Annotated in this window: 15 protein-coding genes and 1 pseudogene; 8 read left to right on the plus strand and 8 right to left on the minus strand. The window is 69.7% G+C overall.

What is annotated here, in order from left to right:
- The first annotated feature begins 38 nt into the window (after positions 1–38).
- Complete coding sequence (locus ABH926_RS39380) at positions 39–782, plus strand: hypothetical protein (RefSeq protein ID WP_370371173.1); 744 nt, start codon at positions 39–41, stop codon at positions 780–782.
- Positions 783–816: 34 nt separating this feature from the next.
- Here the strand turns inward: ABH926_RS39380 and ABH926_RS39385 are convergent, their stop codons facing one another.
- The 4 genes from ABH926_RS39385 to ABH926_RS39400 form a co-directional block, all read right to left on the minus strand.
- On the minus strand, positions 817–1932 hold the full coding sequence (locus tag ABH926_RS39385; RefSeq protein ID WP_370371175.1) for a hypothetical protein: 1116 nt from the start codon (positions 1930–1932) through the stop codon (positions 817–819).
- Between the two features lie 309 nt (positions 1933–2241).
- A complete protein-coding gene (locus ABH926_RS39390; protein WP_370371177.1) occupies positions 2242–3222 on the minus strand; it encodes a GH25 family lysozyme in 981 nt (326 codons plus the stop codon).
- Between the two features lie 91 nt (positions 3223–3313).
- Positions 3314–3493 carry a hypothetical protein gene (locus ABH926_RS39395; RefSeq protein WP_370371179.1) on the minus strand — a complete coding sequence of 60 codons (180 nt, stop codon included), beginning with the start codon at positions 3491–3493 and terminating at the stop codon, positions 3314–3316.
- Positions 3490–5199 carry a nitrite/sulfite reductase gene (locus ABH926_RS39400; RefSeq protein WP_370371181.1) on the minus strand — a complete coding sequence of 570 codons (1710 nt, stop codon included), beginning with the start codon at positions 5197–5199 and terminating at the stop codon, positions 3490–3492. The genes ABH926_RS39395 and ABH926_RS39400 overlap by 4 nt, the downstream gene beginning before the upstream one ends.
- A gap of 466 nt (positions 5200–5665) precedes the next feature.
- On the opposite strand from ABH926_RS39400, the pseudogene ABH926_RS39405 reads away from it, so the two are divergent.
- Positions 5666–6124, plus strand: a pseudogene (locus tag ABH926_RS39405) (cation:dicarboxylate symporter family transporter); the annotation flags it as partial.
- A gap of 22 nt (positions 6125–6146) precedes the next feature.
- Here the strand turns inward: ABH926_RS39405 and ABH926_RS39410 are convergent.
- Both ABH926_RS39410 and ABH926_RS39415 read right to left on the minus strand, forming a co-directional pair.
- Complete coding sequence (locus ABH926_RS39410) at positions 6147–7451, minus strand: D-arabinono-1,4-lactone oxidase (RefSeq protein WP_370371183.1); 1305 nt, start codon at positions 7449–7451, stop codon at positions 6147–6149.
- 47 nt (positions 7452–7498) lie between these two features.
- Complete coding sequence (locus ABH926_RS39415) at positions 7499–8698, minus strand: MFS transporter (RefSeq protein WP_370371184.1); 1200 nt, start codon at positions 8696–8698, stop codon at positions 7499–7501.
- 205 nt (positions 8699–8903) lie between these two features.
- On the opposite strand from ABH926_RS39415, the gene ABH926_RS39420 reads away from it, so the two are divergent.
- Entirely contained in the window at positions 8904–9242 is a 339-nt protein-coding gene (locus ABH926_RS39420) for a hypothetical protein (protein ID WP_370371185.1), read from the plus strand.
- Positions 9243–9289: 47 nt separating this feature from the next.
- Entirely contained in the window at positions 9290–9802 is a 513-nt protein-coding gene (locus tag ABH926_RS39425) for a GNAT family N-acetyltransferase (RefSeq protein ID WP_370371187.1), read from the plus strand.
- A gap of 1 nt (position 9803) precedes the next feature.
- Here the strand turns inward: ABH926_RS39425 and ABH926_RS39430 are convergent, their stop codons facing one another.
- Positions 9804–12221: a phosphocholine-specific phospholipase C gene (locus ABH926_RS39430; RefSeq protein WP_370371189.1), complete on the minus strand. Its 2418-nt coding sequence runs from the start codon at positions 12219–12221 to the stop codon at positions 9804–9806.
- A gap of 326 nt (positions 12222–12547) precedes the next feature.
- On the opposite strand from ABH926_RS39430, the gene ABH926_RS39435 reads away from it, so the two are divergent.
- Genes ABH926_RS39435 through ABH926_RS39445 form a run of 3 tightly spaced genes read left to right on the plus strand, consistent with a single transcriptional unit; the run spans position 12548 to position 14288 of the window.
- A complete protein-coding gene (locus ABH926_RS39435; RefSeq protein ID WP_370371191.1) occupies positions 12548–13150 on the plus strand; it encodes a CrcB family protein in 603 nt (200 codons plus the stop codon).
- The gene (crcB, locus tag ABH926_RS39440; RefSeq protein WP_370371192.1) at positions 13147–13509 is read left to right on the plus strand and encodes a fluoride efflux transporter CrcB; all 363 of its coding nucleotides are present in this window, start codon (positions 13147–13149) and stop codon (positions 13507–13509) included. The genes ABH926_RS39435 and crcB overlap by 4 nt, the downstream gene beginning before the upstream one ends.
- The gene (locus ABH926_RS39445; protein WP_370371194.1) at positions 13506–14288 is read left to right on the plus strand and encodes an oxygenase MpaB family protein; all 783 of its coding nucleotides are present in this window, start codon (positions 13506–13508) and stop codon (positions 14286–14288) included. Before crcB ends, ABH926_RS39445 begins: the two co-directional genes overlap by 4 nt.
- Here the strand turns inward: ABH926_RS39445 and ABH926_RS39450 are convergent.
- Positions 14279–16144, minus strand: a complete 1866-nt coding sequence (locus tag ABH926_RS39450; RefSeq protein ID WP_370371195.1) for a long-chain fatty acid--CoA ligase — start codon at positions 16142–16144, stop codon at positions 14279–14281. The two genes, ABH926_RS39445 and ABH926_RS39450, sit on opposite strands and share 10 nt — an antisense overlap.
- 219 nt (positions 16145–16363) lie before the next feature.
- Between ABH926_RS39450 and ABH926_RS39455 the strand changes: the two genes are divergently transcribed.
- Positions 16364–16900 (plus strand): single-stranded DNA-binding protein, encoded by a 537-nt coding sequence (locus tag ABH926_RS39455; RefSeq protein ID WP_370371197.1) that lies wholly within the window; start codon positions 16364–16366, stop codon positions 16898–16900.
- Positions 16901–17292 lie beyond the last annotated feature (392 nt).

Here is a 17292-nt window from a genome sequence, read left to right on the forward strand (position 1 = left end):
GGGAGGGGCCCCGCCAGCGGATCGCTAGAGTAAGCCGCGTGGGGGACCAGAAGACACCGATGATTCCGATGCCGGACGCGCCCGCGACCGCCTTGTGGGAGATCTCTCTCGCGGCGTACCTGAGGCGGCGCACGGATCTGCCGTCGCTGGCCCTGAAGCCGCTGGGGCTGCTCGACCGCTACGGCGAGGTGGCCGTCGGGCCGGACCACGTGGCCTTCGACGGCGAGGACGTGCCCTGGGACAAGGCCGTCCGGGTGATCGTGCGGGACGTGGTCGAGGTGGTCTCGGACGCGGCGATGGCGCGTGAGGCGGAGAAGATCCGGCACATGCTGCCCCCGGTGCCGGGCCGCAAGTGGGTGGTGGACCACGCGATGGTGCTGCTGGGGGAGTTCGCGGGGCCGCGCCTGACGAAGACCCGCGGCGGCGACGTGGTCAGCGAGATCGTGTACCGCGGCGCGCTCGGGCGGGAGAAGACGCTCCAGGCCGGGGTGTTCGCGGCGCTGGTGATGGCGACCTGGCCCGACGTGCGGCACAGTCTGGTCGCCACGGCGCGGGCGCACGGGGTGGAGGTGTACGGCGAGACGGTGCGGCAGGCGGATCCCGGTGTGCCCGCCCCTGTTGGGCACACAGTGATCCCGCCGCAGCACGCGCCGGACGACGCGCCCACGCTCATCATCCCGGCGCAGTCGGAGCCGTCACGGGACGAGCAGCCGGCCGGCGGCGTGGTGCTGCCCCCGGGACCCGGCCTGTGGACCCCCGCGGAGCCCCAGCCCGAAGGCTGAGGCTCCGCGGAAGCCGCACTGGATCAGAACTGCGTCACTTCACCGTCGCGTGCGTCAGCGCGCACACATTGGTGTCGTTGGACCAGCTGCCCTGGAACGTGTAGGTGCCGTTGGCGAACTTGATGTTGCCCGCGCCGCCGGTCACGCCCTTGAGCCAGGCGCACTCGTCGGCGTTCTCCTGGCCGTTGTAGGACGAGCCGGTGTTGTTGGTCCAGCCGCCGGCCGGGTTCTGGTCGGTGATGGTCTCGCTGTACTCGTGGCCCAGGGTCATGGTCCAGCCGTCCAGTGTGCCCTTGCTGCCGGAGTTCAGGAAGTTGACACCGCAGCCGGCGCCGGAGTCCATGTTGTAGGGCTGGTTGGAGAAGGCGAAGTCGCCGACCGTCGACGCCACGGCGCCGCCGGTCAGGGTGGTGTCGCCGTTGTAGTCGTGCCAGGCGCAGTACTGGCCCTGGTAGTTGTCGGGGTTGGTGTTGTGCGGGGACAGGATGACGTAGTAGGCGCCCCGGTTCAGGGCCGCGGTGGTGTTGCCGAAGTGCTTCGCCGCCTTCAGCGCCTCCTCGCCGAGCTGGTGGCCGGTGGCCGCGGCGGGGGACTTCACCGAGTTGTCGTACCAGGCTCCGGCCAGCACGCCGCCGGTCGGGTACGGCACGTGCGCGGCGCCGGACGGACAGCTGGTCGCGCCGGCCTTGACCAGCGAGCCGTCGCAGTACTGGGTCATGGTCCCGGACCACGACTCACCGCCGGTGCCTATGCCCTTGAACAGCATCTGGGCCGGCGCGGCACCCTTCTTCGGGTCGTTGGAGAAGGTCAGGTTGCCGTTGGCGTCCTTGCTCTGCGTCCCCCACTGGCTGCCGTAGAAGATGACATAGACCTTGGGGTGCTGGTCCATCACGCCGATGCCGTCGATGCCGCCGCCGTAGGACAGCGTCTCCGGGCCGGTGGCGGCCTTCGAGGTGGCCGCGTCGCGGGCGGCCTGCGCACGGAACTGCGCGGCACCGGCGACTGTGGGCATCACGCCGTGGCGCACGGGAGCCGGCGCGGCCTGCGCGGAGCCGGAGGTGCCGAGCGCGGCGACCAGCGCGGCGCTGGCGCCGATGGCGGCGGCGGCCAGGCGCGCCTTGCCGTGGGCGGTGGTGGGGGTGCGGAGCATGGGGTGGCTTCCTCTCGCTGGGACCTCGCCGCCCGGCCAGGGTTGGCCGCGACGGCGTTGCGGTGCGCGGGCGCACTGGATCAGCACGCGGCGGTACCACGCGCTGCTCGTGTCGTCCGTGGTGCGACGGGGTCTGTCAGCGCCCGGCGAAAGCCGCCGGACCAGTCCCCTGAGATCTTCTGCGAGGGGGAAACTAGCAATGAGGCCAACCCGGGTCAACGGGTTGGCCTCAAACGATTAAGCGCCGGTTCTCCGGCCGCTCACCTCGCGGTGAGCTGCCCGGACCCTTGCCCTGCCCTTGCCGCGGGCTCAGCGGTGCACGGCCTCGACCAGGTAGGCCAGCGGCACGTCCGGGTTGCCCCGGCGCGCGACGCTGATCTTCTGCACGCCGGTCGGCAGCGGCCCGCCGAAGGGGTTCACGCGGTCGGCGGCGGCGTCGACGACCACGTCCTCGTAGATGTGCGACCAGCCCTGGCCGTGGGTGAAGATCGCGACCCGCACGGTGGCCGTGCCGAAGTCGGCGCCCAGGCTGAACCAGACGTCGCCCCAGCCGGCGCCGCCGTAGTTCGCCGGCGGCGGCAGCACCATCGTCACGGCGCCGTCCCCCGGCGCGATCACACCAGTGGCGAATGCGGGCATGTCGTCGTCCTCCGTAGCGTTCGTCTGGGTCAGTGTCGTGACCAGTTGCGCCGTCGTGCCGCGGAACGCGTTGTAGTCCAACGTCTGGCCGCCGTCGGACGCCTGGTTCGTGAACTGGTAGATCAGGGGCGTCATCCCGCCGTACGGCTGCCATCCGGCGGCCCCGTCCCCGGGATAGATGCTCCCGGGGCCGCCGGACCCGCCCGGGTACTGCGAGGAGACCAGCGAGACGCCCCGGTCGGTGAGCGCGGACAGGTCCGGCGAGCCGATCTGTGTCCACACCCATCGGGGCAGGTAGACCAGGCGCAGGTTGAGGCCGGCGGCCTGGGCGGCGTCGACGTAGGAGACGATCTGGTCCAGGGTCGGCGAGTACGAGCCGGCGGGCTCGGCGTCCAGCATGCCCGGCAGGGATTTGTCCCCCACGTTGGCAGCGGTGTGCGCGGCCTGCGCCGAGGCGCTCTCGCCGGACAGGAAGTGGTACCAGATGAAGGGCCTGCCGAGCTGCGCGGCCTGGCCGCGCCAGCCCTGGTAGTCGGCGTCGGTGTAGTAGGTGCCCTCGGTCGTCTTGGCGATGACGAAGGCGGCGTCCGCGAGCCGGGACAAGCTCAGCCCGCTTTGGTACGACGATATGTCGGGTCCGAAAATGGTCACTGGCGGCTCCTTATAGAGGCGTCACAGACCATTGTGATCTCGAGAAGCTGCTTTTGGGAGCCCTTTTGGAGGTATCTTTAGTGTTTATTTGTCAGGACCCGGATGCCGAATCCCGGGCTTGGTCGGCCCGGGATGCCAACAACCCGACGAACGCGATTTCGAATACGCGGCGGCATGCGCGGCAGGACCACCGCCGGTGGCTTCCCTCCTCCGGACGCAGATCCTCGTCCCCGCAGTATGGGCAATACGCCGGGGCCGCGCGCTCGCTCATGACAGATCCGCTTCCGAGGCGCGCAGCGTCCACTGCGCGAACGTCTCGTCCTCGTGCCGCTGCTCCTGGAACCGGCGCGCCACGCGCTCGACGTAGTCCGGGAGCCCCGCGGCCGTCACCTTCAGACCGCGCACCTTGCGGCCGAACGCGCCGTCCCCGACGTCCTCCGGGTCCTTGGTCTGCGCCCCGAGGTGGCCGCCGAGGTGCACCTGGTAGCCCTCGACCTGCTCGCCGTGCTCGTCCAGGACCAGCTGGCCCTTCAGGCCGATGTCGGCGACCTGGATGCGGGCGCAGGAGTTCGGGCAGCCGTTCAGGTTGATGGTCAGCGGCTGGTCGAAGTCCGGCAGCCGGCGCTCCAGCTCGTCGATCAGGTTCGAGGCGCTCTTCTTGGTCTCCACGATCGCCAGCTTGCAGAACTCGATGCCGGTGCAGGCCATCGTCGAGCGGCGGAAGACCGAGGGCCGGACCCGCAGGTCCAGCGCCTCCAGGCTGGTGACGAGCTCCTCCACGCGGTCTTCGGGGACGTCCAGGATCAGCAGCTTCTGCTCCGCGGTGGTGCGCACCCGGTCCGAGCCGGCCGCCTCGGCCAGGTCGGCGATCTTGGCCAGGGTCGCGCCGTCGAGGCGGCCGACCCGCGGCGCGAAGCCGACGTAGCACTTGCCGTCCTTCTGGACGTGCACCCCGATGTGGTCGCGCTCGTAGGTCGGCGCGGGCTCCGGCGCGGGGCCGTCGGGCAGCTCGCGCTTGAGGTACTCGGTCTCCAGCACTTCGCGGAACTTCGCCGCGCCCCAGTCGGCGACCAGGAACTTCAGGCGCGCGCGGCTGCGCAGGCGCCGGTAGCCGTAGTCACGGAAAATGCCGCAGACGCCGGCCCAGACGTCCGGGACCTCCTCCAGCGTCACGAACGCGCCGAGCCGCTTGGCGAAGTGCGGGTTCGTCGACAGGCCGCCGCCGACCCACAGGTCGAAGCCGGGGCCGAGCTCGGGGTGGACCACGCCGACGAACGAGATGTCGTTGATCTCGTGGACCACGTCCTGCAGCCCGCTGATCGCGGTCTTGAACTTGCGCGGGAGGTTGGAGAACTCCGGGTTGCCGATGTAGCGCTGCGAGATCTCCTCGATGGCCGGGGTGCCGTCGATGATCTCCGCGGTGGAGATGCCGGCCACCGGCGAGCCGAGGATCACGCGCGGGACGTCGCCGCACGCCTCGGCGGTGCTCAGCCCGACGCCCTCGAGCGTGCGCCAGATCGCCGGGACGTCCTCGATCCGCACCCAGTGCAGCTGGATGTTCTGCCGGTCGGTGACGTCGGCGGTGCCGCGCGCGTACTTCTCCGAGACCTCGGCGACCGCACGCAGCTGAGCCAGGCTCAGCCGGCCGCCGTCGATGCGGACGCGGAGCATGAAGTACTTGTCGTCCAGGTCCTCCGGCTCCAGGATGCCGGTCTTGCCGCCGTCGATGCCGGGGCGGCGCTGGGTGTACAGGCCCCACCAGCGGAAGCGGCCGCGCAGGTCGCCGCCGTCGATGGCGTCGAACCCGCGGTGGGCGTAGACGTTCTCGATGCGGGCCCGGACGTTCAGGCCGTCGTCGTCCTTCTTGGTCTGCTCGTTGCCGTTGAGCGGGGTGAAGTAGCCCTTGGCCCACTGGCCCTCGCCGCGCTGTTGGCGGGGCCGGCTGACGCGGGCAGGCGTGGGCTCGGTGACGGTCATGTCGAGGGTTTCCTTAGAAATGGTTCGTACGGCCGGTGGGAGGGGCGCGGGAGGGCGAACCGCCTGAAAGCGCGGGTCAGAGCGCGGTACGGGCCGTACAGACCATGCTGGACAGGCGTCCGTAGTCGACGTGGCGTCGACTGACGAGGGCGATTCCGGCACGGGACATGCTCATCAGCGTGGCAGCGCATCCCGGACGCGTCTACTGCCGTCCGGGATGCGGACCTGCTGTCTCACAATCGCCGGTGGCTAGGCGTGCGTCCCCTTCTTGCGGGTGGTGAACGCCACAAAGCCGGCCCCGAGGGACAGCGCCGCAGCGGCCAGGCCGAGGAACGGGGCGAACCGTGCTCCGGTCGCCGCCAGGCCGCGCTTGTGGCCGGAGGCCGAGGCGGAAGGGCGGCTCTCGCCGGGCGTCGTCGGCAGGGCCGAGGACGGTCAGGAGGAGCTGCTGCTCGACCACCAGGAGGGGGCCACCACCAAGATGGACGGCTGCGCCGCGCTCTACCCGGCGCTGGCGGCGATCTTCGTCGCCAACGTCTTCGTCTTCGGGGTGCACCTGGGCGTCAAGGACTACCTGCTGATCGCCTTCACCTCGGTCGTGGGCTCGGCCGCCACCGCGGGCCTGACCGGCGCCATCGTGATGCTCACGCTGACCCTGTCCACGCTCGGCCTGCCGCTGGCCGGCGCCGGCATCCTGCTGGCCATCGACCCGATGCTGGACATGGGCCGCACCGCGGTCAACGTCGCCGGGTAGGCCATGGTGCCGGTCGTGGTCGCCGCCAGGGAGGGCATCCTGGACCGCGCGGTGTACGACGCGCCCAAGGGCGAGCTGACGCTCGCCGGCGGCGAGTCTGTGGCCGGCGTCCCTGCTACCGCTCCCGTTCCGGCCGCCACTGCCGCCACGCCTGTGACGGCTGCGGCGTAACCGGCTCCCTGCTCCCTGCTCGTCAGTCCCCGAACACGCGCCGGGTGTACTCGTTGGCGAACATCCGCTTCGGGTCCACCCGGTCGCGTACCCCGAGGAAGTCCTCGAACCGGGGGTAGGTCTTGCCCAGGTACTCGGCGTCGCGGGTGTGCATCTTGCCCCAGTGCGGCCGGCCCTCGTGCCCGATGAGTACCTGCTCGACCGCCTTGAAGTACTCCTCGAACCGCGTGCCCTGGTACATGTGGCAGGCGATGTACGCGGTGTCGCGGCCGTGCGCCGTGGACAGCCACAGGTCGTCGCCCGGGACGACGCGCACCTCGATCGGGAAGTTCACGTTCCAGTTCGAGGCGTTGATCAGCTGGGTGACCTCGCGGAAGGCCGACACGAACGCGGTACGCGGGACCGCGTACTCCATCTCCACGAACTTCACGCGCCGCGGCGAGGTGAACACCTTGTCCGAGCGGTCGGTGTAGGTGCGCGGCGACAGGGCCGAACCGGAGACCTTCGAGACCGTCTTGGTCAGCCGCGGCGCGGTACGGGCCAGCCGCTGCGCCGCGCCGAACACCGAGTTCGACAGGAACTCGTCGTCCATCCAGTGCCGGAAGCCGGACAGCGGCGCGGCCGGGCCCGCCGAGCGGTTGTTGCGCTTGATGTTGGTGCTGGTCGTGTACGGGAACCAGTAGAACTCGAAGTGCTCGTTGTTGTCGGCCAGGTCGTCGAAGCCGTCCAGCACCGCGTCCAGCTTCATCGGCTCCTCGCGGGCCGTCAGCAGGAACGAGGGCTCCGTGCGGAACGTCACGGCGGTCACATAGCCGATCGCCCCGACGCCCAGGCGCGCGGCCTGGAACAGCTCGGCGTTCTCGGTGGGGGAGCAGATCACGATCTCGCCGTTGGCCAGGACCAGCTCCAGGGCCGCGACCTGCGCGGCGATCGAGCCGGAGGCGCGGCCGGTGCCGTGCGTGCCGGTGCCGATCGCGCCGGCGACGGTCTGGACCTGGATGTCACCCATATTGGTGAGCGCCAGGCCGTTCTCCGCGAGCAGCGCGTTGAGCTGGTGCAGCGGCATCCCGGACTCGACCGTGACCAGGCCCGCCTCCCGGTCGATCTGCTTGAGCCGGGTCAGGCCGTCCGGCTTGACCAGGACCCCGTCGGTGACCGCGGCCGGGGTGAAGGAATGGCCGGAGCCGACCGCCTTGACGGTCATCCCGTCGTCGTCGGCGGTGCGCAGGATCTCGACGACCTCGGAGGCGGTCCGCGGGGTGACCACCTTGGCCGCCTTCGCCGTCTGGTTGCCGGCCCAGTTGGACCACTCGTTCGCGCCCGCCACGCCTCACCCGATTCTTCCGCCGGCACGCCAGCTGTGAGCCGCGCCGTTCACTCGATCGCCGGATCCCCCGGACGTAGCCAACGCGAGCCGAGCACCGCAGTCAAGAGGGCGAGGGCGCTTCCTGCCACTGGGACCAGATATGCGGTGTGCGCCCCGGAACGGTCGATGAGCCAGCCCGAGACCGCCGAACCCGCGGTGATCCCGACCGCGGCGCCGGTGGTCTCGATCACCATCCCCTCGGTCAGCCGCGCCGCCGGGACCAGGTATTCCACCAGCGCGACCAGGGTGATCAGGGTCGGGGAGATGGCGAACCCGGCCAGCAGCAGCACCAGCGCCAGCACGCCGATGTCCGGCGCCAGCGCCATCGGCGTCGCGGTCACCAGGACCAGCGCCAGCAGGATCTGGGCCCGCCGGGCCAGCGGCGCGGACCAGTGCGTCGCGCCGAAGATCAGACCGGCCACGAAGGAGCCGCCGGCGTAGACCGCCAGCAGCAGCCCGGACCAGTCGCCGTGCCCGTGCTCCTCGGCGAAGGCGACGGTGACCACCTCGATCGACCCGAACATCACCCCGATCGCGATCGCGCAGGTCAGCACCACGCGCATGCCGGGGATGGCGATGGCCGGCGGTCCCGTGTGGTGCTCGGGCGGATGCAGCGCCGGCTGGCTGCGGTGCTGGATCAGAAACGCCGTGGTCCCGGCCGCCAGGAACCCGGTGGCCAGGCCCACCCCGGCCTCATGGTGCACTTGCAGGGTCAGGAAGGTGACCAGGATCGGGCCGATCATGAAGACGACCTCGTCCATCACCGCCTCGAAGGAGTAGGCGGTGTGCAGCGACGGCGTGCCGGTGTAGAGCTTGGTCCAGCGGGCCCGCACCAGCGCCCCGACGTTCGGCAGGAAGGCCCCGGCCAGCGCCGCCGAGCCGAACCAGGTCCAGGTCGGCTCGTCGAAGCGCACGCAGAGCATCAGCGAGATCAGCGCGGCGGTCGAGACGACCAGCGACGGGAACCCGATCTCGGCCTGGCCCCGCCGGTCGATCAGCCGGGCCAGGAACGGCCCGCAGAAGGCCTGCACCAGCGCCATCGTCCCGGCCACCACCCCGGCCAGCGCGTACTTCCCAGTCGACTCCTTGATCATCAAGATGATGCCCAGCCCGAGCATCGACATCGGCAGCCGGCCCACGAACGCGGCGGAGGAGAAGCCCTTCGACCCCGGCGCCTTGAAGATCGCGGCATAGTGCTTGGCCACCATAGGGCGATGGTCGAGCTTGTGGGGCTGCTGCGCCTGCTGGGGCGCCCGGGCGGGTGGTGCGCGTGGTCGCCGTGAATTAATCGAAACGTTGCTCACGTTCGTCCCACATGTCGCGACTATCAGATCTTTAGGTGAGACTCTTGGCGGGGACGGGTTGGCCGCGTTCGCGGTCGACGTCCCGCATCCACTGTTTTGGGAGTCATGGATGATCGCTTCGAGGTCCCTGGGCGACCGCCTCGCCGACCATTCCGGCGCGCTGCACGGCATGTGGGGAGACGCCGGCGCGGTGACGCTCGGCCTGGCGTTCGTCGCGCTCGGGCTGGTGCTGGCCCTGGACGTGCTCAGGGTGCTCGCCTACCGGCGCGTGGACATGTCCGATCGGGGAGCGAAGTGGCTGCATGAGTCCACAGCCCGCTTCAGCAGCGGCCGGGCCGAGCACCACCGGCAGTGCAAGCGCGAAGGCCTGATGGAGGTCGTGGGCTGGGGCCTGGTCGGGCTCGGGGTGCCGGCGTTCCTCGCCGGGTTCGTCGGGCTGGTCGCCTGAGGTAATTCCGTGGCACCCGGATCGGGAGGCCTGTGAGGATGCGCCGTATGGCTTACAGCGTGCGCCGCACCACAGCGGATGAGTGGCGGGACTACCGAGAACTGCGCCTGGCGGCGCTGCTGGACTCGCCGACGAACTTCGGGCAGACCCACGAGCAGGCGCTCGCCATCCCCGACCAGACGTGGCAGGAGCGGGCGCAGACCAACGCGGCCTCGGACGTGCAGGCCTTCTTCGTCGCGGTCGACGACGCCACCGGCCGGTTGGTCGGCATGTGGGGCGTGATGCCGCACAATGCCCACCCTGGCGTGCATCACGTGCTCGGCGTCTATGTGCGGCCCGAAGCACGGGGTACTGAGGTGGCTCGCCTACTGAACCAGGCTTGTGTCGACTTCGCGCGGACCACGGACGCCAAGGAACTGACCCTTCTGGTTCGTGACGACAACGACAGAGGGCGCCGCTTTTACGAGCGGGAGGGGTTCGTGCTGACCGGCGCTAAGCAGCCGCACAACCTCGACCCCTCCCACAACCTTTTGGAGATGCGCTACCAGTACTTCCGGTAGATCAGATCCCTATAACGTTCAGCTCCGCACAGGAGGTCCACGGGTTCCCGTTGACCTCCGTCAGCGCCCTGAACCGTACATAGCGGCCGGTCGCTGCGGTGAAGTTGACCGTCTTCAGGGTGTTGTCGTTGGCGAACGTACCGGTCGCCACGGCGGTGCCCCAGTTGGTGCCGTCGGTGCTCACGTAGAACTCGTACTGCCCGACCCAGCCGTGGTTGCTCCCGTCCTGCCGAGGCAGGTACGTGAAGCCGGACACGGAGTGCGACGCGGTCATGTCGAGCTGGATCTCGTGCGGGCACGGCGGGTTCGGCGTGACGTTGTACCACTGCGTGTGCCAGAACGTGGAGGTGCTGCCGTCTATAGCGTTCGTCGCGGGGGCACTCTCGCCGACGGTCTCCTGGCTGTCGAAGTACTTCACCGTCCAGCCGGTCCGGCTCAGGACGCCCGGCGTGCCGCCGCCCCCGCTGCCGGTGGGTGCCGCGGGCTGGCCGGTCTCGATCTTCCCGGCGAAGCGGCGCAGGAAGTTGTCGCCGACGTTCGCGGTGGCGGTCAGGTCGTACCAGCCGCCCGCCGTGGACCAGGAATGGGTGACGGTCGCGCCGCCGCCGACCGTGAAGGTCCAGGGCCCGCCGGTGATGAAGTTGTTCGCCTTGACGGTGATCACCGCTGAGGCGGTGCCGGTGTTGGTCATGGTCAGCACCAGCGCGTTGTTCGCGGTGTCGTAGCTCGGCATGACCTCCAGATGCGGCAGCGAGGCGTTGCTGATGGTGGTCAGGTCGCCGACGAACGACCGTAGGAAGCCGTTCGGGCCGTGCACGTCGAGCGAGTACTTGCCGGCGCTGACGCTCTGCGCGCTCCAGTAGTCCGAGGACGTCGAGTTCGGCGCGATGAGGTACTGCCAGTTTGCGAAGGTCCGGTAGGCCATGGTGTAGGCCTGCAGCGGGACGGCCTGCGCGCCGGCGTTGGAGAAGTCGGTCCAGAACCGGCCGGCGGCCAGGTCGTAGCGGCCGGTGACGTTCGGCTGGTAGAGCGTGGCGCGCTGGCCCTTCGTGCCCGACTCCTGTGTCGGCATGCTCTGCGTGCTCGGCGGAGTCGGCGCGGGCAGCGTCGAGCACTGGTTGTTCGCCGCGGTCACCAGCGGGCCGGTGGCCGGCAGGGTCGGGAACGTGGTGGTCGTGCTGGCGAAGTTCAGCGCGGTGGTCAGGTCGCCGCAGACCGCGCGCCGCCAGGCCGAGATGTTCGGCTCCTGCACGCCGGTCCAGGCCTCGATCAGCCGGATCGTGGAGGTGTGGTCGTAGAGCGTGGAGTCCACCCAGCCGCCCTGCGACCACGGCGAGATGACGATCTGCGGGACGCGCACGCCCAGGCCGATCGGCAGGCCGCCGACGAACTCGTCGGGGGTGCCGGCCGGCGGGGTCGGCGGGATGACGTGGTCGAAGAAGCCGTCGTTCTCGTCGTAGTTGAGGATGAAGACGGTCTTGGACCACACGTCCAGGTTCGACGCCAGCGCGGTGAGCATCTTCGAGACGTAGTCCGCGCCCAGGGCCGGGGCGTAGTTCGGGTGCTCGGACTTACCGGCCGGCGCGACGATCCAGGAGACCTGCGGCAGGGTGCCGTTGGTGACGTCGGCCTGGAACTCCGCGACCGAGTCCGTGGACTTGACCATGCCGCGCTGGTAGAGCGGGCTGCTGGTGGCGGCGTTCTTGTACTGGTTGAACCAGGCCAGCGCGTTGTCGTCGTAGTTGTCGGTCTCCTGGTAGACCTTCCACGTGACGCCGGCGGCCTGCAGCCGCTCGGGGTAGGTGGTCCAGGTGTAGCCGGCCTCGGAGTTGTCGGTGACCGGACCGCCGCCGGTGCCGTTGGGGTCGATCATCCCGGTCCACAGGTACAGCCGGTTCGGGTTGGTCGGGCCCATGACTGAGCAGTGATAGCCGTCGCAGATGGTGAACGCGTCGGCGAGCGCGTACTGGAACGGGACGTCGGCCCGGGTGTAGTAGCCCATGGTGTCGACGCCCTTGGCGGCGACCCAGCCGTTGTATGAGCCGTTGGCCCAGGCGTTGTGCATACCGCTCCAGGAGTGGTCCAGGTCGGGGACGCACTGCGCGCTGGTGGTCGCGGTGTTCAGGTGCCACGGCAGGATGGTCTTGCTGCCGTTGGGCTGGGTGGACACCGTGGTGCCGTTCTGGAACAGGTACGGCGTGGTGTCGTTGAAGCCGCGCACCCCGGCCAGGGTGCCGAAGTAGTGGTCGAAGCTGCGGTTCTCCTGCATCAGGATCACGATGTGGCCGATGTCACCGAGCGAGCCGCTCATGCCCGAGGTGGCGGCCATCGCGGTGCGCAGCGTCTCCGGCAGGAAGGCGGCACCGGCGGCCGCCGCCGCGGAAGCGGACAGGAACTTGCGTCTGGAAAGGGGAGACATCTCACTCCAGGCATGTGGTGGGAGATCGGGTGAGGGTGGCTGCTCGCGCGAGATGCCCTGTGAATGTAGGTGCGCATCGCAGTGCTTGTAAATGCGTGATCTGCGGCGTTACGGTAAAATCCAAGCGTCGGTGGAGGAGACTCCAAGGGAACGCCCGCCGGACCCACGGTCCATCGTCGCTACGGCTGTGGCCAGCGCGTCAACAATCGGTAAGGGGCCGATTCGGCTATGGCTGCCATGGCCAAATCGGGGGACGTCCGCGATGCCCGGATCCGGCCCGGGACGGGGTTTTGGTGATCGGCGGCCGCGCGGGCGATCATGGGCGCGTGAATCCCCCGCAGCCGCCCTCCGACCCCGGGCCGGACCACACCGGGCCGGACCACAGCGGGCCGCACCACGTCGGGCCGCACCATGTAGCGCCGCACCATGCCTGGCACCACGAGGTCCCGCCGGAGGACGAGGGCAGCAGCGTCGAGGCCCCGGTTCCGGCCACCGGCGCCGAGGCGGCTGCCACTCCGAGCGTCGCGCGGGTGGTCGCGGTCATCGCGGCCGGCGGGTTCCTCGGCGGGCCCACGCGCTATCTGCTCGGCCAGGCGTTCCCGACCGCCGCGCACACCTTCCCGACGACGACGTTCGTGATCAACGTGACCGGGTCGTTCGTCCTGGCGGTCCTGTTGGTGTGTGTCATCGAGGTGTGGCCGCCGACCCGCTATGTGCGTCCCTTCGGGGCGGTCGGCTTCCTGGGCGCCTATACGACGTTCTCCACATGGATGATCGACACAGACCGTCTCTTGGCTGCGGGCCGCTATGGCTTGGCCGCCTTAGATGTGTTCGGCAGCTTGTTCGCAGGGCTGGCGGCCACAGCACTCGGCATCTTCCTGACGCGCGCCGTTCTCGTCAGACGTTCCCCTGGGTGGTCCCGCGCATGACGCTTCTGGCCGTCGCCTTCGCTTCCGCTGTGGGCGCACCTGTGCGGTACCTCGTAGACCGCTTGGTGGCGTCCCGGAGCCGGGGTGCCTTCCCGTGGGGCACACTCGTGATCAACGTCACCGGCGCGTTCATCCTGGGGTTGCTGGTGGGTATGGGAGCGCATGACGGGTTGTCCAAGCAGGCGGTGGCGATCCTCGGTACCGGCTTCTGCGGCGCTTATACGACATTCTCGACGTTCAGCGTCGAGACCGTGCGGCTCGTGGAGGAACGGGCCTTCGCCAAGGCCGCCTTGAACGTCGGCGTGAGCCTCGTCGCGGGCCTGCTCGCGGGGGCGGCCGGATTGGGGTTGGCGCAGTGAGGAACCCGGACCAGACCGCGATCCAGCGGGTCGTCGGCGAGGCGTGCGTCCTGGCCGGTGCGGGCCGCGCGATCCTGATGCAGGTGGCGCATCCCAAGGTGGCGCAGGGAGTGGCCGAACACAGCAACTTCGCAGAGCATCCCTTCCAGCGGCTGCGCGGGACGCTGGACTACATCTACGGCACCACTCTGGGCACACCTGAGGAGTCCGCCTGGGTAGCCGGCGGTGTGAACCGCATCCACACCTACGTCAAAGGGGCGGGCTACTCCGCCAACGATCCGGAACTCCAACTCTGGGTTGCCGCGACGCTCTACAAGTCGGCGGTCCAGATATACGAGATGACACTTGGGCCGATGCCCCCGGCGATGCAGGAGGAGTTCTGCCGTGAGAGCGCGCTATATGGAACTCTCCTCGGCTGTCCCGAGGAGATGTGGCCGTCCTCTGTAGCGGAGTTCGAGGAGTACTGGGACAAGGCGCTGGCGGAGTTGGTCATCTCCGACGGCGCCAAGCAGATCTGCCATGACCTGCTCTACAGTCGTGCGGTCCCGCTCTACCTGCGTCCGCTGTTGCCGGTGAACCGGTTGATCACCACAGGGCTGCTCCCGCAGCGCCTGCGTGATGAGTTCGGGCTTGTCTGGGACGCGCGGCGTGAGCGGTTGTTCCGGGTCGGGGTGCGTGCGGCGAGGCTGACGTACCCACGGGTTCCCCGACGGGTACGCCGCCTGCCTATGACGCTCTATATGCAGTACTTCCGTAGGCGCTTCCGCGCTTATGCGTGAAGGTCCTCCACACCGTTCCCTTCCAGCTCCACGTACATCTCGGCGATGACGTCGGCGTAGCGCTCGGCGATCACGCGGCGGCGCAGGCTCAGCTTCGGCGTGACCTCGCCGGTGTCCGGGGTCCAGGGACCGGGGATGATCGTGTACTTCTTCACCTGCTCGACCCGGGACAGCTTGGCGTTGGCCGTCTCCACCGCCTGGTCCACCGCGGCGCGCGCCTCGGGGGAGTTCGCGGCGTCGCCGGAGTACACGTCCGGGTCCAGGACGATGAGCGCCGTGACGTAGGGCCGGCGGTCGCCGATCGCGACCGCGAAGCCGACCGCCGGGTGCGCGGTCAGGTGGCTCTCGATCAGCGTCGGCGCGATGTTCTTGCCGCCCGAGGTGATGATGAGTTCCTTCTTGCGGTCGGTGATGGTCAGGAAGCCGTCGGCGTCCAGGGTGCCGACGTCGCCGGTGGCCAGCCAGCCGTCGGCGTCCAGCGGGGACAGCACGCTGCCGTCCGGCTGGAGGTAGCCGGCCAGCATGATCGGGCCGCGGACGAACACCTCGCCGTCCTCGCCGATCTTCAGCTCCACGCCCGGCACCGCCTTGCCGACGGTGCCCACGCGGTTCGCCTCCGGGGTGCACACAGTCGCCGCGCCGCTGGTCTCGGACATGCCCCAGACCTCCATCAGCGGGACGCCGAGGCCGTGCAGGAAACGCAGGGTCTCCACCGAGATCGGGGCCGCGCCGCTGGTCGCGCGGGTGACCCGGTCCAGCCCGAGCAGCGAGCGGGCCGGGGCCAGCACGGTGCGGTCCGCCTCCTCGACGGCCCGCGCCAACTCCTCGGGCACCTGCTTGCCGGCCGTCAGCAGCTCGGAGGCCTCCAGGGTGACCGCGTGCGCCTGCTCGAACGCCTCACGCTGCGCCGGATCGGCCGCCCTGACCAGGCCCTGGACCCCCGCGGCGAGCTTCTCCCAGATGCGCGGCACGCCGAACAGCCCGCCGGGGTGGACCCGGCCGAGCGCGCCGACGACCTGGCGCGGATCGGGGCACAGGTGGACGTGCGCGACCTTCATGACGGAGCCGTACAGGCTCAGCTCGCGCTCGGCGATGTGCGCCAGCGGCAAGTAGGCGATGGTGTCCGGGAAGTCCTCGATCGAGGTGATGGCGTCCACGACCGCCGCCTCGTACAGCACGTTGAGATGCGTCAGCACGACGCCCTTGGGATCCCCGGTGGTCCCGGAGGTGTACATCATCCCGACCGGGTCCTCCGGCCGGATCTGCTTCCACCGCTGTTCGAACAGGCTCGGATTGCCCGCCAGCCGCTCCCGGCCGATGGCCATCACCGCGCTGTAGGGCAGGAACTGCTTGCCGTGCGCGTCCTCGCCGGTGACGACGCAGTCCGCCTCCTCGACCACGATGACGTGCCGCAACGCCGGCAGGCTCGCCAACACCGGCTGCCAGCGCTCGATCTCGTGCCGGCCCTCCAGCACGACGATCGGCGCGGCACTGTGCGCGGCGACGAAGCCGATCTGGTCGGTGGACAAGGTGGCGTAGGCGGTGCAGGGGATGGCGCGGGCGTGCTGCGCGCCGTGGTCGGTGATCCAGTGCTCGGGCCGACTGGACATCATGGTGAGCAGCCGGTCCCCGGGCTCCAGGCCCAGCGCCACCAAGCCCTCGGAGAACTCCGCGGCGCGCTCCCGCAACTCGGCCCACGTCAGGGTGCTGGTCTGCCCGTCGGCGTCCGGGGCACTCGTGATCGCCGCCCGCTCCCCGAACTCGACCGCATTGCGCGCCAGCAGCGAGGGCACAGTCTGCCCCGCGATCACGGCGTAGAAGTCCTCGGCGGCGGCGTTGTCCACGGTTCCGGTCACGACGAACCTCCTGCGTCGGCAGCGTTTCGGCAAACACTAAAACCGCCCACCGCCCCACGGAAGAGCCCTGACTAGGCCAAAAGAGTGCACCCCTCTTCGAACCCTTGTGCCCGATTAGCGAAGAATGCGAGCATAGTCCCACAGCAACCCGGGGCCCGGCGATCACCCCGCGAACAACCCAGAAACCCAGCACATCAGCACATCCAGGGGGATGCACCGATGAACGAAACCACCGTCACCGTGGTCGGCACCGTCTGCAGCGACATCCGCTACGGCCAGGGCACCGACAACAACCCGATCGCCCGCTTCCAAATCCGCAACACCCCCCGCCGCTACGACAAACGCACCGGCACCTGGACCGACGGCGACCCCAACTACTTCAGCGCGGTCTGCTGGCGCTCCCTGGCCGACCACGTGGCAAGCAGCATGGGCGTCGGCGACCCGGTGGTGGCCACCGGCCGCCTCCGCATCAGCCGCTGGCGCCGCGGCGAGGAGAACATGACCACCGCCGAACTCGACATCCAAGCCATCGGCCACGACCTCCGCTGGGGCACCACCGTCTACCGCCACTCCACCCCGCCCGGCGGCACCCGCATCCCAGGCCCCGGCCGCCGCCGCGAGGAGGCAGCGGCAGCGCAGGCGGCAGTGGCAGCAGCGGCGAGCACAGCAGCCCTGCCGACCACCGGCCCGGAACCCGCGAACACTGCGACAGCGCCCGCCCCCGCAGAGGTGGTGAGCCTTCCGGCGGCGGCATGACACGACTCCGACACCACGCGGCTCGAGTGCTGAGGTCATGACGCCGCTATCTCAAGCGCCTGCGCCCTGAGGTAAACGACCGGTTGCGGGGACCGGTCGCCTCAGCGGATTAGGCCATGCCCAAGCCGCACTGGCAAGGCCGCTGTGTTGGCTGCCGGCGACGGCAGCCGGCTGCCACGCGTGGCGTGCTCGCACGCCTTGCGAGAGACCACAGCTGCAACCGGCAAGGCCGCTGTGTTGGCAGCCAGCTGCCATGCGAGGCGCATCGCTGCGCGACAGGTCTGCCTTGCTGCCGAACGACTGCCACATCCGGTGCCGATTTGCCGCCGCACCAAGCTCGGTGTCCCGCCGAGCCGATGGTGGCCATGCTGCCGCCGAGCCGCCGAGCCGCC

Source organism: Catenulispora sp. GP43 (genome assembly GCF_041260665.1).
Classification (GTDB): Bacteria; Actinomycetota; Actinomycetes; order Streptomycetales; family Catenulisporaceae; genus Catenulispora.

What these genes read in the sequence shown, in the direction of transcription:
- ABH926_RS39385 (WP_370371175.1), bottom strand. Translation starts at nt 1,932, where the DNA reads ATGCTCCGCACCCCCACCACCGCCCACGGCAAGGCGCGCCTGGCCGCC.
- ABH926_RS39395 (WP_370371179.1), bottom strand. Translation starts at nt 3,493, where the DNA reads ATGAGCGAGCGCGCGGCCCCGGCGTATTGCCCATACTGCGGGGACGAG.
- ABH926_RS39400 (WP_370371181.1), bottom strand. Translation starts at nt 5,199, where the DNA reads ATGACCGTCACCGAGCCCACGCCTGCCCGCGTCAGCCGGCCCCGCCAA.
- ABH926_RS39415 (WP_370371184.1), bottom strand. Translation starts at nt 8,698, where the DNA reads ATGGTGGCCAAGCACTATGCCGCGATCTTCAAGGCGCCGGGGTCGAAG.
- ABH926_RS39420 (WP_370371185.1), top strand. Translation starts at nt 8,904, where the DNA reads ATGATCGCTTCGAGGTCCCTGGGCGACCGCCTCGCCGACCATTCCGGC.
- ABH926_RS39425 (WP_370371187.1), top strand. Translation starts at nt 9,290, where the DNA reads ATGGCTTACAGCGTGCGCCGCACCACAGCGGATGAGTGGCGGGACTAC.
- ABH926_RS39430 (WP_370371189.1), bottom strand. Translation starts at nt 12,221, where the DNA reads ATGTCTCCCCTTTCCAGACGCAAGTTCCTGTCCGCTTCCGCGGCGGCG.
- crcB (WP_370371192.1), top strand. Translation starts at nt 13,147, where the DNA reads ATGACGCTTCTGGCCGTCGCCTTCGCTTCCGCTGTGGGCGCACCTGTG.
- ABH926_RS39455 (WP_370371197.1), top strand. Translation starts at nt 16,364, where the DNA reads ATGAACGAAACCACCGTCACCGTGGTCGGCACCGTCTGCAGCGACATC.